Genomic DNA, 18,773 nt, shown 5'->3' on the forward strand with positions numbered 1-18,773 from the left:
TGAAAGGATACACGTTGCTATGAAATTTAAATTCGCCACATTACTCACAGCCGCCACGGTTTTTTACTCTTATCAGAGCGTTGCACAAAGTCAGCAATCGCCTGATGTCTGGTCAGTTGTCGAACAGAAACTGCAAAATGCCGTCCCTTTAAATGAAAACACCACTTTTAAATCGCAGGCAGCCTGGTTTGAATTACACAGGGAACTGTTTATGTACGGCCCGATGAGCCGTGCGGATGCATTACTGAAAAAGCTGGACACACAGTCGAATGATGCAAAGTTTTCGCTAAACCATGAGGCCTCGTGGATCGCTGAAAATAATAGCCCGGATGCCGCGATGGTTTTCCTGTCCAAAATTGGTCTCGATAAACCGTCGAGCATTACCGCCTACGAGAGCTACGTTGATGGCTGGGTTAATCGCAAACAGCCTGAAAAAGCCTTAGCCCTTCTTAGCAAAAATTCCGACGCGAGGAATTTTTATTTAGCCACGGTTTTAGAATCCTGGCACTCAGAGCCTGATAAAACCGCCGCTATTTATAATGAAAATTACGCTGATAAAATTGTTGTTCCTTATACTCAGCTAAAAATGCTGCTTATTATTGCGAAGCAGTACCATGCCAAGGGCGACACCGCAAAGGCGTTGGTTTACGCAGATAGCGCGCTGAAAATGTTTGATACGGCTATTGCTCAACAACCGAGTGCTGAAGCCTACCGTTATCAGGAGTATCTCGACCTGATGGAGATCTATTACGCCACGGGTAATAAAGAGAAGGCGATGGCGTTGTCTGCGAGATTGCGCAAAGCAACCGGCAATAAAGGAAGCTATTTCCAGTATTCATTACCGGGATTGCTCTCTTTTTATAAGAAAAACGAGCTGACACAGAATTATCAAGAGACGCTTTCAACCTATGTGACGCAGGTCGATAAAATATTCAATTTTGCCCCTTCACCGCGCATTGAAATGGAGCTGATTGATTTATTAAGCAAGCTTGATGATGTTGCGCTGATGAATAAGCGTATCGATTTGCTGATGAGCGCGCCGGAATATACCTGCTACGACGACAGGTATTGCTACGAGTACAAAATCAAAGCGCTGAAGAATCTCTTTCAGCATAAGCAGAATGCTGTGGCGGAAAAGCATATCGCAACCCTCTCCGCCGAGGCGCAAACCCTGACGTTCGCCGAATGGGAAGATGCAACAAATGAAATGGGTGAAGTACTCAAAGAAATTGGTCATCCTGAGGCAGCGCAAAAATTAGCCGTCAGCGCCGAGGCGATTTACCTCAGCCAAGCAAAAGCCTGGCCTGATGAAGATATGTCGCGTTCCTTTCAAAGACTTGCGGAGCTTTACGGCTATGGCAACGACACGGTGAATGCCAAACGGGTGTTACACCAGCACGTTCCCTCTCTCGAAGAGGAGGCGATGATCGACCACTACATGAATGCAAAACAGTGGAGTCAGGCAAGGGAATTGATGATTAACGCAGATAGGGTCGATAATAAAAACCTGATGCTGTTACGCCAGATTTGTTCTGAAAACACGCCCGAGTGTCAGGAACATATTACCTTTACGCTGAAAAAATTAACCACGCAGGCGTCGATTACCCGCCAGGACGACACCGGTAATCAGCAGCTTTATCAGATTGGGAATATTTTTCACAGATTGGGTATCATACCGGGAGCGGAACAGCAGGCGCTGATTCAGGCGTTGTATAACAAGGCCGCAGAGACTAAAAAAGCCACGCCTTAATCGATTTACCCGCCCGGCCACCTTTCTCACATGCGGGAAGGCGGCGGGCGGGAAAAATCAATCGCGGAAGTTTTTGAACTGGAACGGCTGGCCCAAATTGCCGCCGCGCACCAGCGCCATCGCTGCCCGCCAAGCGCTGGCTCAGCTTAAAGGACGCGGCGTCGGCAGCACCGTCAGCTACTACGTCAACGACCATATCGGTATACCGCAGGAGCTGCTGGACGAGGACGGCAACGTAGTGTGGAGTGCCATTTATCGCGCCTACGGCCATACAGAAATGCAGGCGGGTATCTGCCAGCCACTGCGTTTGCAGGGGCAGTATGCCGATGAAGAATCAGGGCTGCATTATAACCGCTACCGGTACTATAATCCGTTAGCGGGGAGGTATATCAGTCAGGATCCGATTTCGATTCGGTTTGAATACCTATAGTTATGTACATGATCCGCTGGGGTGGATGGATCCACTTGGATTGGATGGGTGTCCGGGAACAGAAGGCCCTAAAGCACAAGACCCAAAGAAAGATCATACATGATTATGTCCCCTAAGACCTCCGTGACGGTCACAATGGGTGTGATAATATCTTTCCAGTCAAACGGCATGGCCTGTATTTCCTGATACAACGATGAATTTCCTGGGAGATGGCATCCGAGGTTGCTAGACGGCTGCAGCCAGCGCTTGGCGGGCAGCGGACACACTATAGCTGGCACGGTGGCTGCGGTTAAGGCGGTAAATGCTGTTTTTACGGAGGGATTGGTCTGTCGTCCTCCTGGCACAGAGCCAACCGCCATATCTACCTACGGTCAGAACAACAATCACAAACGTGATATGTATCACATTTAAAAACAGCAATAACATTTGGGGCTTTATTGAGGGCCTCGTTTTAATATTTAAAACTAAATTAATTAAAATTCAAAGAGATATATTAGATATCGCATCCAGTCAGAGGAGCCAGATTTTAGTTTCGGGATATCCTGGTGAGTCCGGAGACGTTTAAAAAACAAGAAGTTATCTTTGCCCGGTTGACCTGAGAAGGTTTGCCGGGTTTTTTGATATCTGTCATTTTGGCGTCCGAGTGCCTCCAGGTTCGTTAAACAAATAGCCTTTCACGATGGCACTCACTGATACTGCTATCCGTAGGATCAAACCCACCGATAAAAATTTCTGCATTAGAAAATAACAGATTGCATCCAGCGTCCTGAAACCATGCAGGGAGTGCGAAAACTGCTGCCTGATACATGGTGCCTGACAGCCCCTTACTTATAATTATCTTGATCCTGTTTACGCTAGCTTAAAAAACCAATATTAAAACCAGTGAAATTTCCAACGGCGTCTTTGATAGTAAACTGACGATTACCGCTGCCGATGGCTCCGCCCTGGGGAATGCCATTTTTATCATATGGGCGTTAATGCCTCCTCCGATACCGCGCCAAAATGGGAAATCTTCAGCGACGCTTTCACCGCTGCTGCTAACGAAGAGGCGGATATGGCAGGTGATCTGGCGGTCACCTGTGCCGCAGCCCTTACGCTAACCCCTTTAGTTTCCTCCTTTGCTGTCATACTATCGAATGACGTGCCTCACCTGTGAACGCTAAGGAGAATAATATGGAAAATAAAGGCACAAACCTGACGCCCGAGCAGGCGCTGGATCGCCTGGAGGAGCTGTACGAGCAGTCGGTTAACGCGCTCCGTGAAGCCATCGCTGACTATGTTGATAACGGCACGCTGCCCGATCCCCATGCCAGGCTTAACGGACTGTTTGTTTATCCTTCGCTGTCTGTAAGCTGGGATGGCGCGACACCGAACCCGCCTAAAACACGCGCTTTTGGACGCTTTACTCATCCAGGCTGTTATACCACTACCGTTACGCGGCCTGCGCTATTTCGCGCTTATCTTCTGGAACAGCTTAACCTCGTTTACCATGATTATGGCGCGCATATTGCGGTAGAGGCCTCGCACCATGAGATCCCGTATCCTTACGTGATCGATGGCTCGGCTCTGACGCTGGATCGTTCTATGAGCGCTGGGCTAACGCGCCATTTTCCTACCACAGAACTGGCGCAGATTGGCGATGAGACAGCAGACGGTCTGTTCCACCCCGGCGAATTCTATCCGTTATCGCACTTCGACGCGCGTCGTGTTGACTTCTCGTTGGCCCGGTTACGGCACTATACCGGTACGCCGGTTGAACATTTTCAGCCCTTCGTTTTGTTTACCAACTACACCCGCTATGTCGATGAGTTTGTGCGCTGGGGATGCAGCCAAATTCTTGATCCTGACAGCCCCTATATCGCGCTTTCCTGTGCTGGCGGAATTTGGATCACGGCAGAAACGGAAGCGCCGGAAGAGGCTATTTCCGATCTGGCCTGGAAGAAACATCAGATGCCCGCCTGGCACCTGGTAACGGCAGATGGGCAGGGGATTACGCTGGTAAATATCGGTGTTGGCCCTTCAAATGCTAAAACGATTTGCGACCATTTGGCCGTGTTGCGGCCTGACGTCTGGCTTATGATTGGGCACTGTGGAGGGTTACGAGAAAGTCAGGCGATTGGCGATTATGTGCTGGCCCATGCCTACTTACGCGATGATCATGTGCTGGATGCCGTTCTGCCGCCTGATATTCCGATTCCAAGCATTGCGGAAGTACAGCGTGCGCTGTACGACGCTACCAAAGCGGTTAGCGGAATGCCCGGCGAAGAGGTGAAACAGCGACTGCGCACGGGAACCGTCGTCACCACGGATGACCGTAACTGGGAGCTTCGTTATTCCGCATCGGCGCTGCGATTCAACCTTAGCCGCGCGGTTGCGATTGATATGGAGAGCGCGACGATTGCAGCCCAGGGCTATCGCTTTCGTGTGCCTTACGGCACGCTGCTTTGTGTTTCTGACAAACCTTTACACGGTGAAATTAAACTGCCCGGGCAGGCAAACCGGTTTTATGAGGGGGCTATTTCAGAACATTTGCAAATTGGTATTCGTGCTATTGATTTGCTACGCGCAGAAGGTGATCGTTTGCACTCACGTAAATTACGCACGTTTAATGAGCCACCGTTTCGCTAACGAAATGAGCTGTCGCCTGCTGTTGGACAGGAGTGGAAGAGGCGTATTTATGTGATATGAAAAGCGGCTGAATGAAGCCTTAGCGGGAGGCGATTTTGCATCCCGCTAAGGCCTTATTGTGCCGCGAGCTTCATCACCATCACCATCGCCGGAGATCTGTCGCCGATAATCGCGTCTACGTCAGGAAACGCGCCGGAAGGCGAAAACATTGCGCCGCACTTCACGCTCTTTGAGCGCCTGACCCACAAGCCCGGATTAACAAGCAGATACCGACCGTGAGAATCGATCAGCTTAAAGGGGTTATCAGAAGGCTTGATACTGCGGATTTGTGCGTTGGTTAGAGACACAGGATGGTCACGCCATTATCGAACTGAAATGGCCCAAAGTTTCGCCGGATGCGCAGGAAAAACCAGATGCGCATCGGGAGGTATTTTCACGCTAACTTATTGAAATCTGCGGTAATAAGAATTTATAAGTAAGCCTGAAAACAGGAATTTGTCTCCTCTGACTGGATACTGATATTGATTTATCATATTGAATTTATGAAGATTTTATTTTTAAAATTGGAGTGAGGCCCTCAATAAGGCTCCAAACGCAATAACTGTTCTGAAATGTGATATTTGTCATGTTTTAGATTACTCTTTGGCCGTAAGTGGGCATAACAGACAGCTTTGTGTCAAAGTGGACATCGGTTATGTAATTACCTGAGTGCCAAAGCCAAAATATCAGTACGATAACCAACTCAATACGAAATTTGTGAGTTGGTTTGTAATGGTTCGGTTAAATTTCACTGTGTTCTTTTGGCTTAATTACAAGTAAGGCAATCAAGACACTAATTGATGCAGCAAGCAGAACCATATTATTTACTGCATCATAAGCGAAAATATATGAGAACGGGCTATCAAATTAACAGTAATTACTTATTACTAACTCACTGTAAGTTAATTTAGTTAAGTACTTAACATAGTCTACTGCGTTTTCTTTAATCACTTCTTTGGAAGGGTTATATTCTGCACCATAAAAGGCAAAGTGTGGAACATATTCAGCACCAACATATTTAATCGTCATTTCAAATGGGCGAAGTACTTCTTGCATGGTAAATTTATAACGGCCATTCGCCATATAGTCTGCAAGTTCAATACCGGCAGTTACAGCCAAAGCTATTTTTTTATTCTTCAGCTTATCGCCTGTAGAGCCGTATGCCCATCCATAAAGAAACACTTCATCCAGCCATTGTTTCAACATGGGAGGGCAGTTGAACCAGTAAACTGGGAACTGCAAAACCAGCGACTCATGTTGCTCAACCAGTCTTTGCTCAGTTTCGATATTGATCCTGCCGTCAGGGTATGCTTTATAAAGCTCATGGACAGTAAACTGATCAGGATACTTTTTTAACTCATTTATCCAACACTGATTAACAACTGAATTTTCAATATTTGGATGAGCGACAACTATAAGCGTTTTTTTCATCATTTCCTCATTCAGGACTGACTTGCGATTGGGTTACTCAGGAGTATATGATTGGCCCTGTCGTTTGTGAAGTACGCAAATTTAGGTTATATACTTACCAAAAGGAGAGTGTAAATGATGACTGAGACATGCTCACAGACTGGTATCAACCTGGAGGAAACCGATTTTGGTTATACTCTTTCCTTAATTAGCGGGAAATATAAAATGATAGTTATGTACTGGTTAAATGAAAATAAACCAGTCATGCGATACAACGAGCTTAAACGCCGCATCGGTACGATTTCTTTCAAAACTCTGAGTAATACTCTGAAAGAACTCGAACAAGATGGAATAATCAATAGGGTGGAGTATCCTCAAATACCGCCCAAAGTTGAATACAGTCTTTCAAAACGAGGGGAATCATTAATGCCAATTCTGGATTTAATGTGTGATTGGGGTGGGAAAAACCGTAACTAATAATTTAGTGGTGTGGATACAGATGATGAACAACTCTGAGTAATTCTCAACTGTTCATAGCAGACTTCGGCGATCGGTGTAATGATTGGCATCGCTCAATCCGGCTGGTGACTGGTGATGCTTAGCGATTGATCAGATCGCACAATCTGGGCTGAGTTCCCTCAAAGCGATCTGCTATTCCACACTATTTAGGAACACGTTATCGTAGCTTAGCTGATAGCCTGCATATCATGATAGATAAATGCAGATATTTTCTGAATCACTTCAAAGTGTAAGCCTTAAGGGGCGAATGGCTATATCCCGTTCTTAGCCGACTGTCAGAACTGGCTAAACCCCTGCGCCAGATAGTAACGAAGGCTAGCTTCTTCTCTTTGCCATCAACGCGGTACTTCATGTACCAGAGTTTTGAGCCGTTGGGTTTGAGCAGCAGGTTGGGTCCTGAACTGTCGGTGATCTTGAAGGATTTCTCGGTGGGTTTGATCTTGCGGATAGCGGTATCGGTTAATGCCATGGGAGGGGGCTCCATTTACTCAACGAACCGTGAGGCCCCGATTAAGCCCAAAAACTATGGATGTCAAAAAACCCGGCAAACCTTATCAGATCAACCGGGTAAAGATAACTTCTTGTTTTTTAAACGTCTCCGGACTCGCCAGGATGTCCCGAAACTAAAATCTGGCTCCTCTGACTGGACTCGAACCAGTGACATACGGATTAACAGTCCGCCGTTCTACCGACTGAACTACAGAGGAATCGTGTGAACGGGGCGCATAGTAACGATGTGCGATCGGCTTGTCAAAGGGGGAAATAAGATTGCGCGTTTGTTTGCTGACAAAAACAACAAAGCGTTGAAGTTTTGATCTAATTCCTACTTTGCCCCGGCATGGAGCAACTTTGTCGGTAATTGCACAAGTCAAATGCTGTGACCTTACCGCAATGGCTATGTACCAGCGTCTGATGAAACGTGAAAAACTGGCAGGCACTTGGCAAATAATTCTGAGACATAACGCCGTAGAGATTAAGGGCAGGGGGTAGAATGAACTTTAGACGTGAAATATTTTGTGAAAATGGTTGATACAGGCAGTCTGACGCCGGTAGCGGAAATGGCAGATAAATTTCTGGTGCAGGCGAAAAGATTTCCGTCAATATCATAGGCAGAATTATGGCGCATCAGCTTTTGGCGACGACACGGGACGAGCGGGTTTTATCGCGCTTTTCCTGAAGGATTTTTTCATCAGCCTGTTTTTTGCGTTCGGATCAATCCCCTGAGCCAGCAGCCTTTTGGCCTCGTCACGGCGTTGTCTGGCATCAGCAAGCGATACAGCAAGGTAAACCCCAATAGAAAACACCTTCTGTTTGCCATCGAAGCGATAGCCTGTCTGCCAGTATTTTGAATCGATAGAGGCCAAACCCGTCAGCGAGCTTGACGGCCTTTTCCGCTGGTCTGGCATTTTTTACTTTAGTATCAGTCAGTGACATGACGGTTCCCTCCGCGTGCTGGTAAAACGCAAATCGAACCAGCTTTACCAGCAAAAGGGTATGGCTGCGAGTGGTTTTTAGTGAACGAGGGTGAACCTGAAGAAGGGCATAACAAGTTGATATAAATACAGAAAGCAGACGTCAGTAAACGTCTGCTTTCCTTAATTTGGCTCCTCTGACTGGACTCGAACCAGTGACATACGGATTAACAGTCCGCCGTTCTACCGACTGAACTACAGAGGAATTGTTTCAACGAGGCGCATAATACTGGGCCGGCTATAACGTGTCAACAGTAAAATTAACGCGCCAATTCAATTGGTTAATTAACCCACAAAGTGAGGAATTAATGTTCGGATTCCTCGCCGTAGTCGCCTTCGGCAGCGCTTACCCGTAAGCGCTGAGAAGGATCCTGGCGATAGAACTGGCAAAAACGCTGCCATAGCGCCGGGAAACGTGGAGCAAACAGTTCTGGCGCGCTGAAAAAATACTCTGACAACACGGCAAAACATTCTGCAGGGTCGGTGGCGGCATAGGCATCTATACTGGCAGCGCTTTCGCCAACAAGATCGATTTCATCCTGAATATTATTCATTGCCGCGTGGAGATCGTGTTCCCAGCCAGCCACATCGCGCAACGGGATGAAAGGGATGCCGCTGGCGCGATCGCCATTACGCATATCCAGTTTGTGCGCGACTTCATGAATAATGAGGTTGAAACCCGAAGCATCGAACGAGTCCTGGATATCCAGCCAGTTCAGAATGATGGGCCCTTGTTGCCAGCTTTGCCCCGACTGTACGACACGCTGGCTGTGCACCAGACCTATGTCATCTTCCCATTCATCATCTACCACAAAGGGCGCGGGATAAATGAGCACTTCATGAAAACCATCAAGCCACTCAATACCGAGCTCCAGGATCGGTAAGCAAAAAATTAACGCAATACGTGCACTTTTTAACGAGTCGAGCTCAAATCCCTGTAGCGCTACCAGTCTTTTCTGCTGCAAAAAACGTTCGGCTAGCGCAATAAGCCGAGCCTGTTCTTGCGCGGTGAGGTTTACCAGAAGAGGTATAGCCAGCGCATCATCCCACGGCCAGTCTTCGTTCTGGGTTATTTCTTGTGCTTTCCAGGGCCACTTAATCATCGTTTTGCTCGTAAACTCGTCACTTGAACAAAATTACCCGAATAGGGTCTGTTAAAATGCCAAATTACCTGGCATCATTGCAATATACGGAGAGATGCCGGAGCGGCTGAACGGACCGGTCTCGAAAACCGGAGTAGGGGCAACTCTACCGGGGGTTCAAATCCCCCTCTCTCCGCCATAATTCAAACACTTAGCTCATCTTCTTTCAGCGATCAGTCTCACACTTAGAATACACTTAGAATATTCTGTTAGAATATTACGTGAAAAACGTATCGCCATCTTATGCTTTTTCTGCCAGAAGAGGGGGCCAGGGATAGTGTTATTTTTACTTTTCGATTATAAGTCAACTCCTGGTTTTCAGCCCCGGTCTTTCGCTGTACCCCATCGGGATTCACAGTGATGTCACTCGCGGCGACTTAACGCCGTCGTCCTCGGTAATCATCGCACCCGGCCTGTTGCCCGAAATGTTCCCCTGTAGACATGGTCGCCAGGCAAAAGATTACTTGCTGTCAGGGAAACGCGCTGGCGCGTGGCGATAACTTACGCTGCGGGACTGTCGACGCTGTACAGAAAATCTGGCCTCCAGGCTGGCTTAAATATGCGCACATGACAATACAACCGGAAAATTTACAAAACCCATAATTTGAACTGAGAGAGAAACTTACAAACGAAGCGACGAAGATTTAAACAGCCGTAGCGACTCCGGTATCTTGCGCGCATGTTCAAATAATACTACTGTATATAAAAACAGTATTCGAGGTATGGATTATGGAATTTTTCAGACCTACAGAGTTGCGCGAAATTATTCCTCTCCCATTTTTCAGTTACTTAGTGCCGTGTGGATTCCCCAGCCCCGCGGCGGACTACATTGAGCAGCGTATCGATCTTAATGAGTTGCTCGTTTCTCATCCCAGCTCAACATATTTTGTCAAAGCCACGGGTGATTCAATGATTGAAGCCGGCATCAGCGACGGTGACCTGCTGGTGGTGGATAGCTCACGGAACGCTGACCACGGTGACATTGTAATTGCGGCAATTGAAGGAGAGTTCACCGTAAAACGGTTGCAGTTGCGCCCGACAGTGCAGTTAATCCCCATGAACGGCGCCTATCGACCCATACCTGTCGGCAGTGAAGACACGCTCGACATATTCGGGGTGGTGACCTTTATCATTAAAGCGGTCAGTTGATTATGTTCGCGCTCTGCGATGTTAATAGCTTTTACGCCTCCTGCGAAACGGTCTTTCGTCCTGATTTATGTGGCCGACCGGTGGTGGTGTTATCAAACAATGATGGCTGCGTTATCGCGTGTAGCGCCGAGGCGAAACAGCTCGGTATCGCACCAGGTGAGCCATACTTCAAACAGAAAGAACGCTTCCGGCGATCCGGTGTTGTTTGCTTCAGCAGTAATTACGAGCTTTACGCTGATATGTCGAACCGGGTAATGACCACACTCGAGGAGATGGCGCCGCGGGTAGAAATTTACAGCATTGATGAGGCTTTTTGTGATCTGACGGGAGTACGAAACTGCCGGGATCTGACAGATTTCGGGCGCGAGATAAGAGCGACGGTCCTGAAGCGCACGCACCTGACTGTCGGTGTAGGCATTGCCCAGACGAAAACCCTTGCCAAGCTGGCTAACCATGCTGCGAAAAAGTGGCAGCGCCAGACCGGCGGGGTGGTTGACCTGTCGAACATCGATCGCCAGCGTCGGCTGCTGGCCCTGATACCCGTAGAGGATGTCTGGGGTGTCGGCAGACGCATCAGTAAGAAGCTCAATGCCCTGGGCATCAAGACTGCTCTCGATCTCTCTGAACAAAGTACCTGGATCATCAGGAAACACTTCAATGTCGTGCTGGAGCGTACCGTGAGAGAGCTTCGCGGAGAGCCATGTCTGGAGCTTGAAGAGTTTGCGCCGGCAAAGCAGGAAATCGTTTGTAGCCGCTCTTTCGGCGAGCGGGTCACAGACTATGAGGAAATGCGCCAGGCTGTTTACAGCTACGCTGCGCGCGCGGCAGAAAAACTCCGCGGCGAGCACCAGTACTGCCGTTTCATCTCAACATTCGTCAAAACATCCCCCTTTGCCCTGAACGAGCCCTACTACGGTAACAGCGCTGCGGTGACGCTTCTCACCCCCACGCAGGATTCACGCGACATCATCAATGCGGCTGTGAAATGCCTGGATAAAATCTGGCGCGACGGCCATTGCTACCAGAAAGCGGGGGTGATGCTGGGTGACTTCTTCAGTCAGGGCGTAGCGCAACTCAACCTTTTCGACGATAACGCGCCGCGCGCCGGTAGTGAGAAGCTGATGGAAGTACTGGACCATCTTAACGCAAAAGACGGGAAGGGGACACTGTACTTCGCCGGGCAGGGGATGTCGCAACAGTGGGCTATGAAGCGAGAAATGCTTTCGCCTCGGTACACCACAAGATACTCTGATCTACTGCGTGTTAAGTAACTTGTGCGATCAATGCCTGAGATGGTTGCCAAATCATCCCCGTTCTTTTGGTCGCACAAGATCACAGGAACCTCTCACGATGAGGCGCATGTATTCTGGTTTACGACATCAGAAAATGTGGCGCGTTTATTGCAAGGTAGGCGTTGTGAGACGTCACTTATTTACGCCAGGTTTCAGCCGTAGCGACGGGCATGGATAAAAAGAGTATGGCAATCAGCGTGATAATGCTAAAAAACAATTAATATTTTTTTAACAAAACTAAAGCTTGCTATGTGCAGTTAACCATGCGTTAATGGTTGTGCGGTTTGATACAAACTTATCTGAAGTAGTGATTGTAATATTTCTCATCATTTGTTCCTCTTGAGATCTCCTTTAGGTTTTTTTCTCTCTGATAATTTTCTTCAGGCCATTTTGCCCAAGGGCTCATTCAAAAGGTAACAATATTATGACGACGAAAATCACTGGTTTAGTAAAATGGTTTAACCCTGAAAAGGGCTTTGGTTTCATTACGCCTAAAGATGGCAGCAAAGATGTGTTTGTGCATTTTTCAGCCATTCAAAGTAATGAATTCCGCACTCTGAATGAAAATCAGGAAGTGGAGTTTTCAGTAGAGCAGGGACCAAAAGGTCCATCAGCGGTTAACGTTGTGGCGCTTTAAGGCAACTGATATTACTAATAAAATTCACTTCCGGTGTCCATGTTGCCATGGTTCACAATACAGAACATCGACATTCGATGTTACTGAGCAAAACCCGTTTGGCGCGAAATGTATTTTTTGTAAGTCAACCATGATCACTTTTGATAATGTTGGATTATACATTCGCTCAGGACAGGTTCCGCCAGATTTTAGAAAATAATTCATATTAGCTCCGTACCGGAGCTTTTTTATGCCCGATGATTATCATCTATAGACGCTGACATCCATCATCTATAGTGGCATTTACCTTTCCCCAAAGGTGTTATTTCTCTTGCAGACAGCGCCTGAAAAGAGCGACGTTGTCTTCATCTATCCGATGAAGCCAGGTCACCTGTCTTTGCGCCGTTATCCGTTATTTAATTCTTGCCCTATAATAACAAGCCCGCGCTAAGCACGGGCTTGAATAATATAAAACGTCTTAGAACTGGTAGACCAGACCAACACCTACGATATCATCGGTTGCAATACCGTTGTTTGCGTAGAAGTCATCATCTTCGTCCAGCAGGTTGATTTTATAATCAACGTAGGTGGACATATTTTTGTTGAAGTAGTAAGTCATACCGACGTCAACATATTTAACCAGATCTTTGTCGGTGTAACGATAGTTACCATGGCTATCCATATCCTGGCCGCCTAAATCTTTGCCCTTAGACTGCAAGTAGGCGATGGACGGACGCAGACCGAAATCGAACTGATACTGCGCAACCACTTCAAAGTTCTGGGTTTTGTTAGCGATACCGCCGCCACCCAACTTACCGTCTGCAGAGTGATAGTCGCTGTCTCCATAAGAGGTCATATTGCGGGTTTCAGAGTACATCGCCGCCAGGTATACGTTATAGGCGTCATATTTGACACCTACGGTCCAGGCTTCGGCAGTTTCACCGCCGGCATCACTGTTGCCATAGTAATGATGACCATCACTATATCCATTACCCACTTGGGCATCGGTACGGTCAGAACTTGAATAAGCAGCCCCCAGGCTTAACCCGAAGTCAAAGTCATAAGAGGTAGAGATGCCGAAACCGTCCCCGTTTTCTTTATTTGTACCGCGGTTAGTTCCATTACCGGAGCCTTCCTGGCCAAATCCGTTATTGCCACTTTCGTTATTACCCTGGTATTGCAGCGCGAAGTTCCAGCCTTCCACCAGGCCGAAGAAGTCGGTGTTACGATAGGTGGCCAGGCCGTTAGCACGCTGAAGCATATATACATCTGTCTGGGTGTAAGAGTCGCCGCCGAATTCCGGCAGCACATCGGTCCAGGCTTCAACGTCGTAGATAACACCATAGTTACGGCCATAATCGAAAGAGCCGTACTCGCCGAATTTCAGACCGGCAAAGCCCAGACGAGTCCAGGACGTATCCCTGTTACCTTCAGTGCCACTCGCCTGCATGTTGTATTCCCACTGACCATAGCCGGTCAGCATATCGTTGATCTGCGTTTCGCCTTTAAAGCCAATACGGGCGTAGGACTGGTCGCCGTCGCTGCCTGCATCGTCAGAGAAGTAACGCAGACCATCAACTTTGCCGTACAGGTCGAGTTTGTTGCCATTTTTATTATAAACTTCAGCCGCATTTGCTGCGCCTGCCACTAATAACGCCGGGACAAGCAGTGCCAGAACTTTTCTGTTCATTATGTATTCCCTTATGATAATAATTTATATGAATATGTAGCCACTTCAACAAAACTACAAATTGATACTATTCTATGAAGTTCATGGAATTTAAAAAATAACATGTAACAAAGCTATTTAAAATATTTCAATTTGTTTCCGTTTGGTTTTTTATAATACTGGCCATATAAATAACTAAGAATATATATTCTATAATTATCATTTTTTATCAATGAGTTATGTGTTTTGATTTGATAACTGTTGGCGTGAATATAATTTGTTTTTTATATGTATTTGAAACTTTGATTATGAAAAAGCATAAAAAAAAACCGGCATAAATGCCGGTAATGTGGGTAATGATAAAATAAATGATAAAAGGCTAATAACCGAATCATTCTGACACTTAATGCTAATAAAATAAAACGCTATCGCGGTGCGTAAAAATAAGTTGTTCTGGTTATGGGTTATTCTGCATCAGAGTGCGATTCAATCACCATTCCCTTATTTAACAGCAGGTTCAGCGCCAGATGCAACATTAACTGAGAATAAACTATTTGTGGAATGAATAACCAGAACAGGTGGATAAGGTATTCCATGGTCGAAATGTGATTAATATCACATTATAATGTAATTAATGTCATATGACTTACATCACAAAAGCGGAGTAAAGTTTGAGTACCAGGGAGGACAACGCCACCCGTAGCATGGGCGGCAAATTAGCGTTATGGGTTTTTTATACCTTTTGCGGCTACTTCATCTGGGCGATGGCGCGTTGCGTGTGGCTGATGTCCGCCATACAAACCGAGCCGGTTCTCGGCCCAATCAGCACTCCTGGCAGCACAACGGAAAAATGGCTTAACGCGCTTTCGCTGGGAGTCGTCTGGCTTATTCTGGGGAGTATTGCCTGGTACACCCGGCCTCGCAAAAACAGGGGGTATCCCGCCGACACTAAGCCAGAAACGCGCAAGCACGCAGGGATGTAAAGTGGTGGCGGATATGTCAGGATAGCGAACCCTGTGCTCAGGCATGTAATAAAAATGGTCTGCTATAAAGAGAGGGCGTATGGACTCAGGATACTGGCAATCGCAGTTTGAAGACTGGCTACGTCACCACCACCAGGAACAGGATGCCGCCCATGACATCTTCCATTTTCGTCGTGTTTGGGCAACCGCGCAAACGCTCGGGGAAAACGTTCCTGTCGACTGGCTGGTGGTGCTATCGGCATGTTATTTCCATGACATCGTCAGCCTGGCGAAAAATCATCCGCAGCGGCATCGTTCTTCCATTCTGGCGGCGGCAGAAACCCGGCGTATTTTTCTGCGGGATTTTCCTGACTTTCCGGCAGAAAAACTGGCGGGCATTTGTCATGCTATCGAAGCGCATAGCTTCAGCGCAAAAATTGCGCCTACCACGCCAGAGGCAAAAATCGTGCAGGATGCAGACAGGCTGGAGGCGTTGGGCGCCATTGGTCTGGCGCGGGTCTTCGCGGTCTCCGGCGCGCTGGGCGTCGCGCTGTTTGATGCCGACGATCCCTTTGCCGACAGACGGCCTCTTAACGATAAGCAATTCGCGCTCGACCATTTTCAAACCAAACTGCTGAAACTGCCGCTGACGATGCAGACCGAACGGGGCAAGTACCTGGCGCAGCGTAATGCGGATTTTCTGGTGTCGTACATGGCGAAACTGAGCGCTGAGCTGAAAGGCGACTATGAAACACGGGATGAGGCGGTCATCCAGATGTTTGCTACGCATCAGTAACCCCTGCCGCTGAAACGTAAACCGCGTCATTTTATGTTAGTCTGTCGGCAATTATTTTTGGCCGGTTAAATGTATGCAGGAAAATATTTCAGTAACACACGCCCGGAACCTCATCGCCGACGACGCCGGAAGCGAGATCCAGGCGATGCTGAGTCAATTGCTGGAAATCTACGATGTTAAAACGCTGGTGGCGCACCTTAACGGCCTGGGCGAACAGCACTGGAGCCCGGCCATCTTAAAGCGCGTAATGATGAACGCGGCATGGCATCGCTTGAGCGACAATGAACTCACCTGTCTTAAAACAGGGTTGCCGACGCCGCCAGCGCATCATCCGCATTACGCCTTTCGTTTTATTGATCTCTTCGCGGGCATCGGCGGCATTCGCCGCGGATTTGAAGCGATAGGCGGACAGTGCGTGTTTACCAGCGAATGGAATAAGCACGCGGTACGGACATATAAAGCGAACTATTTTTGCGATCCGCTGCAACATCGCTTTAATGAAGATATCCGCGATATCACGTTGAGCCACCGGGAAGGGGTCAGCGATGATGAGGCGGCGGAACACATTCGCCAGCATATTCCGCAACATGATGTCCTGTTGGCGGGCTTTCCCTGTCAGCCATTTTCTCTGGCGGGCGTTTCCAAGAAAAATGCGCTGGGCCGCGCCCACGGCTTTGCCTGCGAGACTCAGGGGACGTTATTTTTTGATGTCGTAAGAATTATCGACGCTCGCCGCCCCGCGCTGTTTGTGCTGGAAAACGTGAAAAACCTTAAAAGTCACGACCAGGGCAACACTTTCCGCATTATTATGCAAACGCTCGATGAACTGGGATATGACGTGGCGGATGCCGCTGACAATGGCCCGGACGATCCGAAAATTATCGACGGGCAGCACTTTCTTCCTCAGCATCGGGAACGTATTGTGTTGGTGGGATTCCGTCGCGATTTAAACCTGAAAACCGATTTTACGTTACGCAATATCGCCCGCTGTTATCCACCGCGCCGTCCGACGCTGGCAGAACTGCTGGAGCCCGTCGTCGAAGCCAAATATATCCTGACGCCGGTGCTGTGGAAATATTTATATCGCTACGCGAAAAAGCACCAGGCGCGGGGAAACGGTTTTGGCTATGGCATGGTTTACCCTGACAATCCGGAAAGTGTGGCGCGCACGTTATCTGCTCGCTACTACAAAGATGGCGCCGAAATTCTGATCGATCGTGGTTGGGATATGGCGAAAGGCGAAGTGAATTTCGACGATGCTGGCAACCAACAACATCGTCCCCGCCGACTCACGCCGAGAGAGTGCGCGCGTTTAATGGGATTTGAGGCGCCGCAAACGTACCAGTTCAGGATACCTGTCTCGGATACGCAGGCCTATCGCCAGTTTGGCAACTCCGTGGTGGTGCCGGTATTTGCTGCGGTAGCAAAGCTGTTGGAACCCAAAATTCACCAGGCGGTGACGTTGCGTCAGAGAGAGACGGTAGATGGCGGACGTTCACGATAAAGCCACGCGCAGTAAAAATATGCGCGCGATAGCGACCCGCGATACGGCTATTGAAAAACGTCTTGCTGGCCTGTTAAGCGCGCAGGGGATTACGTTTCATACTCAGGACGCGACATTACCGGGCAAGCCGGACTTTGTGGTGAATGACTATGATTGTGTGATTTTTACTCACGGCTGCTTTTGGCATCATCACCACTGTTATCTGTTCAAAGTACCGGCCACGCGAACGGCTTTCTGGCTGGAAAAAATCGGTAAGAACGTTGAGCGCGATGAGCGCGATATTCAGCGTTTACAGGCGCTTGGCTGGCGAGTGCTGATCGTCTGGGAGTGCGCCTTGCGCGGGCGAGCGAAATTGAGCGACGCGGCGTTGGCGGAGCGCCTGGAAGAGTGGATCTGCGGCGGCGGCGCCAGCGCGCAGATCGACACCCAGGGGATTCATCTACTGGCGTGAATCTTCCGTTTTACACGGCGTGACCACCGCCCTGGCGGGAAACAGGTACTTACCCAGAGTCACCAGCACTACGGCAAACACAATCACACCCAGCGCGGCCCATTCAACGGGCGATAACCTCTCACCGCCCAGGCCAGTGCCAAGCAACACGGCGACAACCGGATTCACATAGGCGTAGCTGGTCGCCAGCGCCGGACTGACGTTGCGAATCAGGTACATATAGGCATTAATGGCGATAATAGAACCGAACAACGCCAGGTAGCCGACGGCCATAAACCCCGATAAGCCAGGCAGCGTGGCGAGCTTTTCGCCGGAAAGAAATGCCGCGCAAAGCAATACCACGCCCGCCGCCAGCATTTCAATCGCACCCGCCATCATGCCCACAGGGAGGGCGATGCGCGAGCCGTAAACGGAACCAAATGCCCAGCTCATCGAACCTATCAGGATCAAAATCGCGCCCCACGGATTGCCGCTTAAGTTGCCGCCGCTGTTCAGCAGAATAATCCCGGCAAGTCCAATGGCAATCCCCACCCATTCTAATTTGCGCGTTTTAATACCAAAAAAGTAGCTAAAGCACAGCGTAAATAGCGGGACAGTGGCGACCACGACGGCAGCAATGCCCGATGGCACGTTTTGATGCTCCGCCACCGTCACCAGGCCGTTACCCACCGCCAGCAGCAGTAGACCAATCAGCGCGGCGTTGATGGTCTGGCGCAGCGGCGGAAGTTTTTCGCCGCGCAACAGCAAAAACGCCATGAGCAACATACCCGCCGAGAGAAAACGTACGCCTGCCATCATCAGCGGCGGCCAGCTTTCAACGCCTATGCGGATAACAAAATAGGTAGACCCCCAAATGATATACAAGGCAAAAAGCGCGCCAAAAAGAGGTAATAACTGCCGGAAACGCATAATCACTCACGGTGAAATAAAAAGGGTGGATATAG

General features: G+C 48.6%; 18 protein-coding genes, 3 tRNA genes and 2 pseudogenes. 13 read left to right on the forward strand and 10 right to left on the reverse strand.

The window, feature by feature from the left end:
• Positions 1-19: 19 nt before the first annotated feature.
• The gene (locus EOS98_RS09040; RefSeq protein ID WP_126524005.1) at positions 20-1,750 is read left to right on the forward strand and encodes a hypothetical protein; all 1,731 of its coding nucleotides are present in this window, start codon (positions 20-22) and stop codon (positions 1,748-1,750) included.
• 57 nt (positions 1,751-1,807) lie between these two features.
• Here the strand turns inward: EOS98_RS09040 and EOS98_RS09045 are convergent.
• Positions 1,808-1,879 (reverse strand): annotated as a pseudogene (locus tag EOS98_RS09045) (YajQ family cyclic di-GMP-binding protein); the annotation flags it as partial.
• Between EOS98_RS09045 and EOS98_RS25095 the strand changes: the two are divergent.
• Positions 1,848-2,180, forward strand: coding sequence for an RHS repeat-associated core domain-containing protein (locus tag EOS98_RS25095; RefSeq protein WP_371044863.1), 333 nt, complete (start codon positions 1,848-1,850; stop codon positions 2,178-2,180). The pseudogene EOS98_RS09045 and the gene EOS98_RS25095 overlap by 32 nt on opposite strands.
• 1,173 nt (positions 2,181-3,353) lie before the next feature.
• Positions 3,354-4,808, forward strand: coding sequence for an AMP nucleosidase (locus EOS98_RS09060; RefSeq protein WP_000428191.1), 1,455 nt, complete (start codon positions 3,354-3,356; stop codon positions 4,806-4,808).
• A gap of 113 nt (positions 4,809-4,921) precedes the next feature.
• Here EOS98_RS09060 and EOS98_RS25100 read toward each other — a convergent pair whose 3' ends face one another.
• Entirely contained in the window at positions 4,922-5,155 is a 234-nt protein-coding gene (locus EOS98_RS25100; RefSeq protein WP_161976012.1) for a DUF4102 domain-containing protein, read from the reverse strand.
• 559 nt (positions 5,156-5,714) lie between these two features.
• Positions 5,715-6,278, reverse strand: coding sequence for an NAD(P)H-dependent oxidoreductase (locus tag EOS98_RS09070; protein ID WP_126524426.1), 564 nt, complete (start codon positions 6,276-6,278; stop codon positions 5,715-5,717).
• Between the two features lie 114 nt (positions 6,279-6,392).
• Here EOS98_RS09070 and EOS98_RS09075 point away from each other — a divergent pair, with 114 nt between their 5' ends.
• The gene (locus EOS98_RS09075; protein ID WP_023226656.1) at positions 6,393-6,734 is read left to right on the forward strand and encodes a winged helix-turn-helix transcriptional regulator; all 342 of its coding nucleotides are present in this window, start codon (positions 6,393-6,395) and stop codon (positions 6,732-6,734) included.
• Between the two features lie 259 nt (positions 6,735-6,993).
• Here the strand turns inward: EOS98_RS09075 and EOS98_RS25040 are convergent, their stop codons facing one another.
• The 5 genes and pseudogenes from EOS98_RS25040 to mtfA form a co-directional block, all read right to left on the reverse strand.
• Complete coding sequence (locus tag EOS98_RS25040) at positions 6,994-7,245, reverse strand: Arm DNA-binding domain-containing protein (RefSeq protein WP_308412790.1); 252 nt, start codon at positions 7,243-7,245, stop codon at positions 6,994-6,996.
• A gap of 162 nt (positions 7,246-7,407) precedes the next feature.
• Positions 7,408-7,483, reverse strand: a tRNA-Asn gene (locus tag EOS98_RS09085).
• A gap of 421 nt (positions 7,484-7,904) precedes the next feature.
• A pseudogene (locus tag EOS98_RS09090) lies at positions 7,905-8,210 on the reverse strand (Arm DNA-binding domain-containing protein); the annotation flags it as partial.
• A 167-nt stretch (positions 8,211-8,377) separates the two neighbouring features.
• Positions 8,378-8,453: transfer RNA gene (locus tag EOS98_RS09095), tRNA-Asn, on the reverse strand.
• A gap of 100 nt (positions 8,454-8,553) precedes the next feature.
• A complete protein-coding gene (gene mtfA / locus EOS98_RS09100; protein ID WP_000598920.1) occupies positions 8,554-9,351 on the reverse strand; it encodes a DgsA anti-repressor MtfA in 798 nt (265 codons plus the stop codon).
• Positions 9,352-9,439: 88 nt separating this feature from the next.
• Here mtfA and EOS98_RS09105 point away from each other — a divergent pair.
• The 5 genes from EOS98_RS09105 to EOS98_RS09135 all read left to right on the forward strand — a co-directional run bounded on the left by EOS98_RS09105 (position 9,440) and on the right by EOS98_RS09135 (position 12,667).
• A tRNA-Ser gene (locus tag EOS98_RS09105) sits at positions 9,440-9,529 on the forward strand.
• 590 nt (positions 9,530-10,119) lie between these two features.
• Positions 10,120-10,539, forward strand: a complete 420-nt coding sequence (locus tag EOS98_RS09120) for a translesion error-prone DNA polymerase V autoproteolytic subunit (RefSeq protein WP_000394197.1) — start codon at positions 10,120-10,122, stop codon at positions 10,537-10,539.
• 2 nt (positions 10,540-10,541) lie between these two features.
• Complete coding sequence (locus EOS98_RS09125; RefSeq protein WP_126524006.1) at positions 10,542-11,810, forward strand: Y-family DNA polymerase; 1,269 nt, start codon at positions 10,542-10,544, stop codon at positions 11,808-11,810.
• Between the two features lie 445 nt (positions 11,811-12,255).
• The gene (locus EOS98_RS09130) at positions 12,256-12,468 is read left to right on the forward strand and encodes a cold shock domain-containing protein (protein WP_000208509.1); all 213 of its coding nucleotides are present in this window, start codon (positions 12,256-12,258) and stop codon (positions 12,466-12,468) included.
• A 10-nt stretch (positions 12,469-12,478) separates the two neighbouring features.
• Entirely contained in the window at positions 12,479-12,667 is a 189-nt protein-coding gene (locus EOS98_RS09135) for a hypothetical protein (RefSeq protein WP_024131109.1), read from the forward strand.
• A 258-nt stretch (positions 12,668-12,925) separates the two neighbouring features.
• Here EOS98_RS09135 and ompC read toward each other — a convergent pair whose 3' ends face one another.
• The gene (ompC, locus tag EOS98_RS09140; protein ID WP_126524007.1) at positions 12,926-14,137 is read right to left on the reverse strand and encodes a porin OmpC; all 1,212 of its coding nucleotides are present in this window, start codon (positions 14,135-14,137) and stop codon (positions 12,926-12,928) included.
• A 650-nt stretch (positions 14,138-14,787) separates the two neighbouring features.
• Between ompC and drpB the strand changes: the two genes are divergently transcribed.
• The 4 genes from drpB to EOS98_RS09160 all read left to right on the forward strand — a co-directional run bounded on the left by drpB (position 14,788) and on the right by EOS98_RS09160 (position 17,829).
• Complete coding sequence (gene drpB, locus EOS98_RS09145) at positions 14,788-15,099, forward strand: cell division protein DrpB (RefSeq protein WP_000107437.1); 312 nt, start codon at positions 14,788-14,790, stop codon at positions 15,097-15,099.
• 79 nt (positions 15,100-15,178) lie between these two features.
• Positions 15,179-15,874, forward strand: coding sequence for a phosphohydrolase (locus EOS98_RS09150; protein ID WP_023243859.1), 696 nt, complete (start codon positions 15,179-15,181; stop codon positions 15,872-15,874).
• A gap of 73 nt (positions 15,875-15,947) precedes the next feature.
• Positions 15,948-17,378 carry a DNA cytosine methyltransferase gene (locus tag EOS98_RS09155; RefSeq protein WP_001157315.1) on the forward strand — a complete coding sequence of 477 codons (1,431 nt, stop codon included), beginning with the start codon at positions 15,948-15,950 and terminating at the stop codon, positions 17,376-17,378.
• A complete protein-coding gene (locus EOS98_RS09160) occupies positions 17,359-17,829 on the forward strand; it encodes a very short patch repair endonuclease (RefSeq protein ID WP_000785978.1) in 471 nt (156 codons plus the stop codon). The genes EOS98_RS09155 and EOS98_RS09160 overlap by 20 nt, the downstream gene beginning before the upstream one ends.
• Here EOS98_RS09160 and yedA read toward each other — a convergent pair.
• Complete coding sequence (gene yedA / locus EOS98_RS09165; protein WP_001212263.1) at positions 17,818-18,738, reverse strand: drug/metabolite exporter YedA; 921 nt, start codon at positions 18,736-18,738, stop codon at positions 17,818-17,820. The two genes, EOS98_RS09160 and yedA, sit on opposite strands and share 12 nt — an antisense overlap.
• Positions 18,739-18,773: the final 35 nt, after the last annotated feature.

It is taken from the genome of Salmonella sp. SSDFZ69 (assembly GCF_004010755.1).
Lineage (GTDB): Bacteria > Pseudomonadota > Gammaproteobacteria > Enterobacterales > Enterobacteriaceae > Salmonella > Salmonella enterica.

What these genes read in the sequence shown, in the direction of transcription:
- EOS98_RS09120 (WP_000394197.1), top strand. Translation starts at nt 10,120, where the DNA reads ATGGAATTTTTCAGACCTACAGAGTTGCGCGAAATTATTCCTCTCCCA.
- EOS98_RS09040 (WP_126524005.1), top strand. Translation starts at nt 20, where the DNA reads ATGAAATTTAAATTCGCCACATTACTCACAGCCGCCACGGTTTTTTAC.
- EOS98_RS09075 (WP_023226656.1), top strand. Translation starts at nt 6,393, where the DNA reads ATGATGACTGAGACATGCTCACAGACTGGTATCAACCTGGAGGAAACC.
- EOS98_RS09160 (WP_000785978.1), top strand. Translation starts at nt 17,359, where the DNA reads ATGGCGGACGTTCACGATAAAGCCACGCGCAGTAAAAATATGCGCGCG.
- yedA (WP_001212263.1), bottom strand. Translation starts at nt 18,738, where the DNA reads ATGCGTTTCCGGCAGTTATTACCTCTTTTTGGCGCGCTTTTTGCCTTG.
- ompC (WP_126524007.1), bottom strand. Translation starts at nt 14,137, where the DNA reads ATGAACAGAAAAGTTCTGGCACTGCTTGTCCCGGCGTTATTAGTGGCA.
- EOS98_RS09070 (WP_126524426.1), bottom strand. Translation starts at nt 6,278, where the DNA reads ATGAAAAAAACGCTTATAGTTGTCGCTCATCCAAATATTGAAAATTCA.
- EOS98_RS09060 (WP_000428191.1), top strand. Translation starts at nt 3,354, where the DNA reads ATGGAAAATAAAGGCACAAACCTGACGCCCGAGCAGGCGCTGGATCGC.
- EOS98_RS09130 (WP_000208509.1), top strand. Translation starts at nt 12,256, where the DNA reads ATGACGACGAAAATCACTGGTTTAGTAAAATGGTTTAACCCTGAAAAG.
- EOS98_RS09150 (WP_023243859.1), top strand. Translation starts at nt 15,179, where the DNA reads ATGGACTCAGGATACTGGCAATCGCAGTTTGAAGACTGGCTACGTCAC.
- EOS98_RS25040 (WP_308412790.1), bottom strand. Translation starts at nt 7,245, where the DNA reads ATGGCATTAACCGATACCGCTATCCGCAAGATCAAACCCACCGAGAAA.
- EOS98_RS09125 (WP_126524006.1), top strand. Translation starts at nt 10,542, where the DNA reads ATGTTCGCGCTCTGCGATGTTAATAGCTTTTACGCCTCCTGCGAAACG.
- EOS98_RS09155 (WP_001157315.1), top strand. Translation starts at nt 15,948, where the DNA reads ATGCAGGAAAATATTTCAGTAACACACGCCCGGAACCTCATCGCCGAC.
- mtfA (WP_000598920.1), bottom strand. Translation starts at nt 9,351, where the DNA reads ATGATTAAGTGGCCCTGGAAAGCACAAGAAATAACCCAGAACGAAGAC.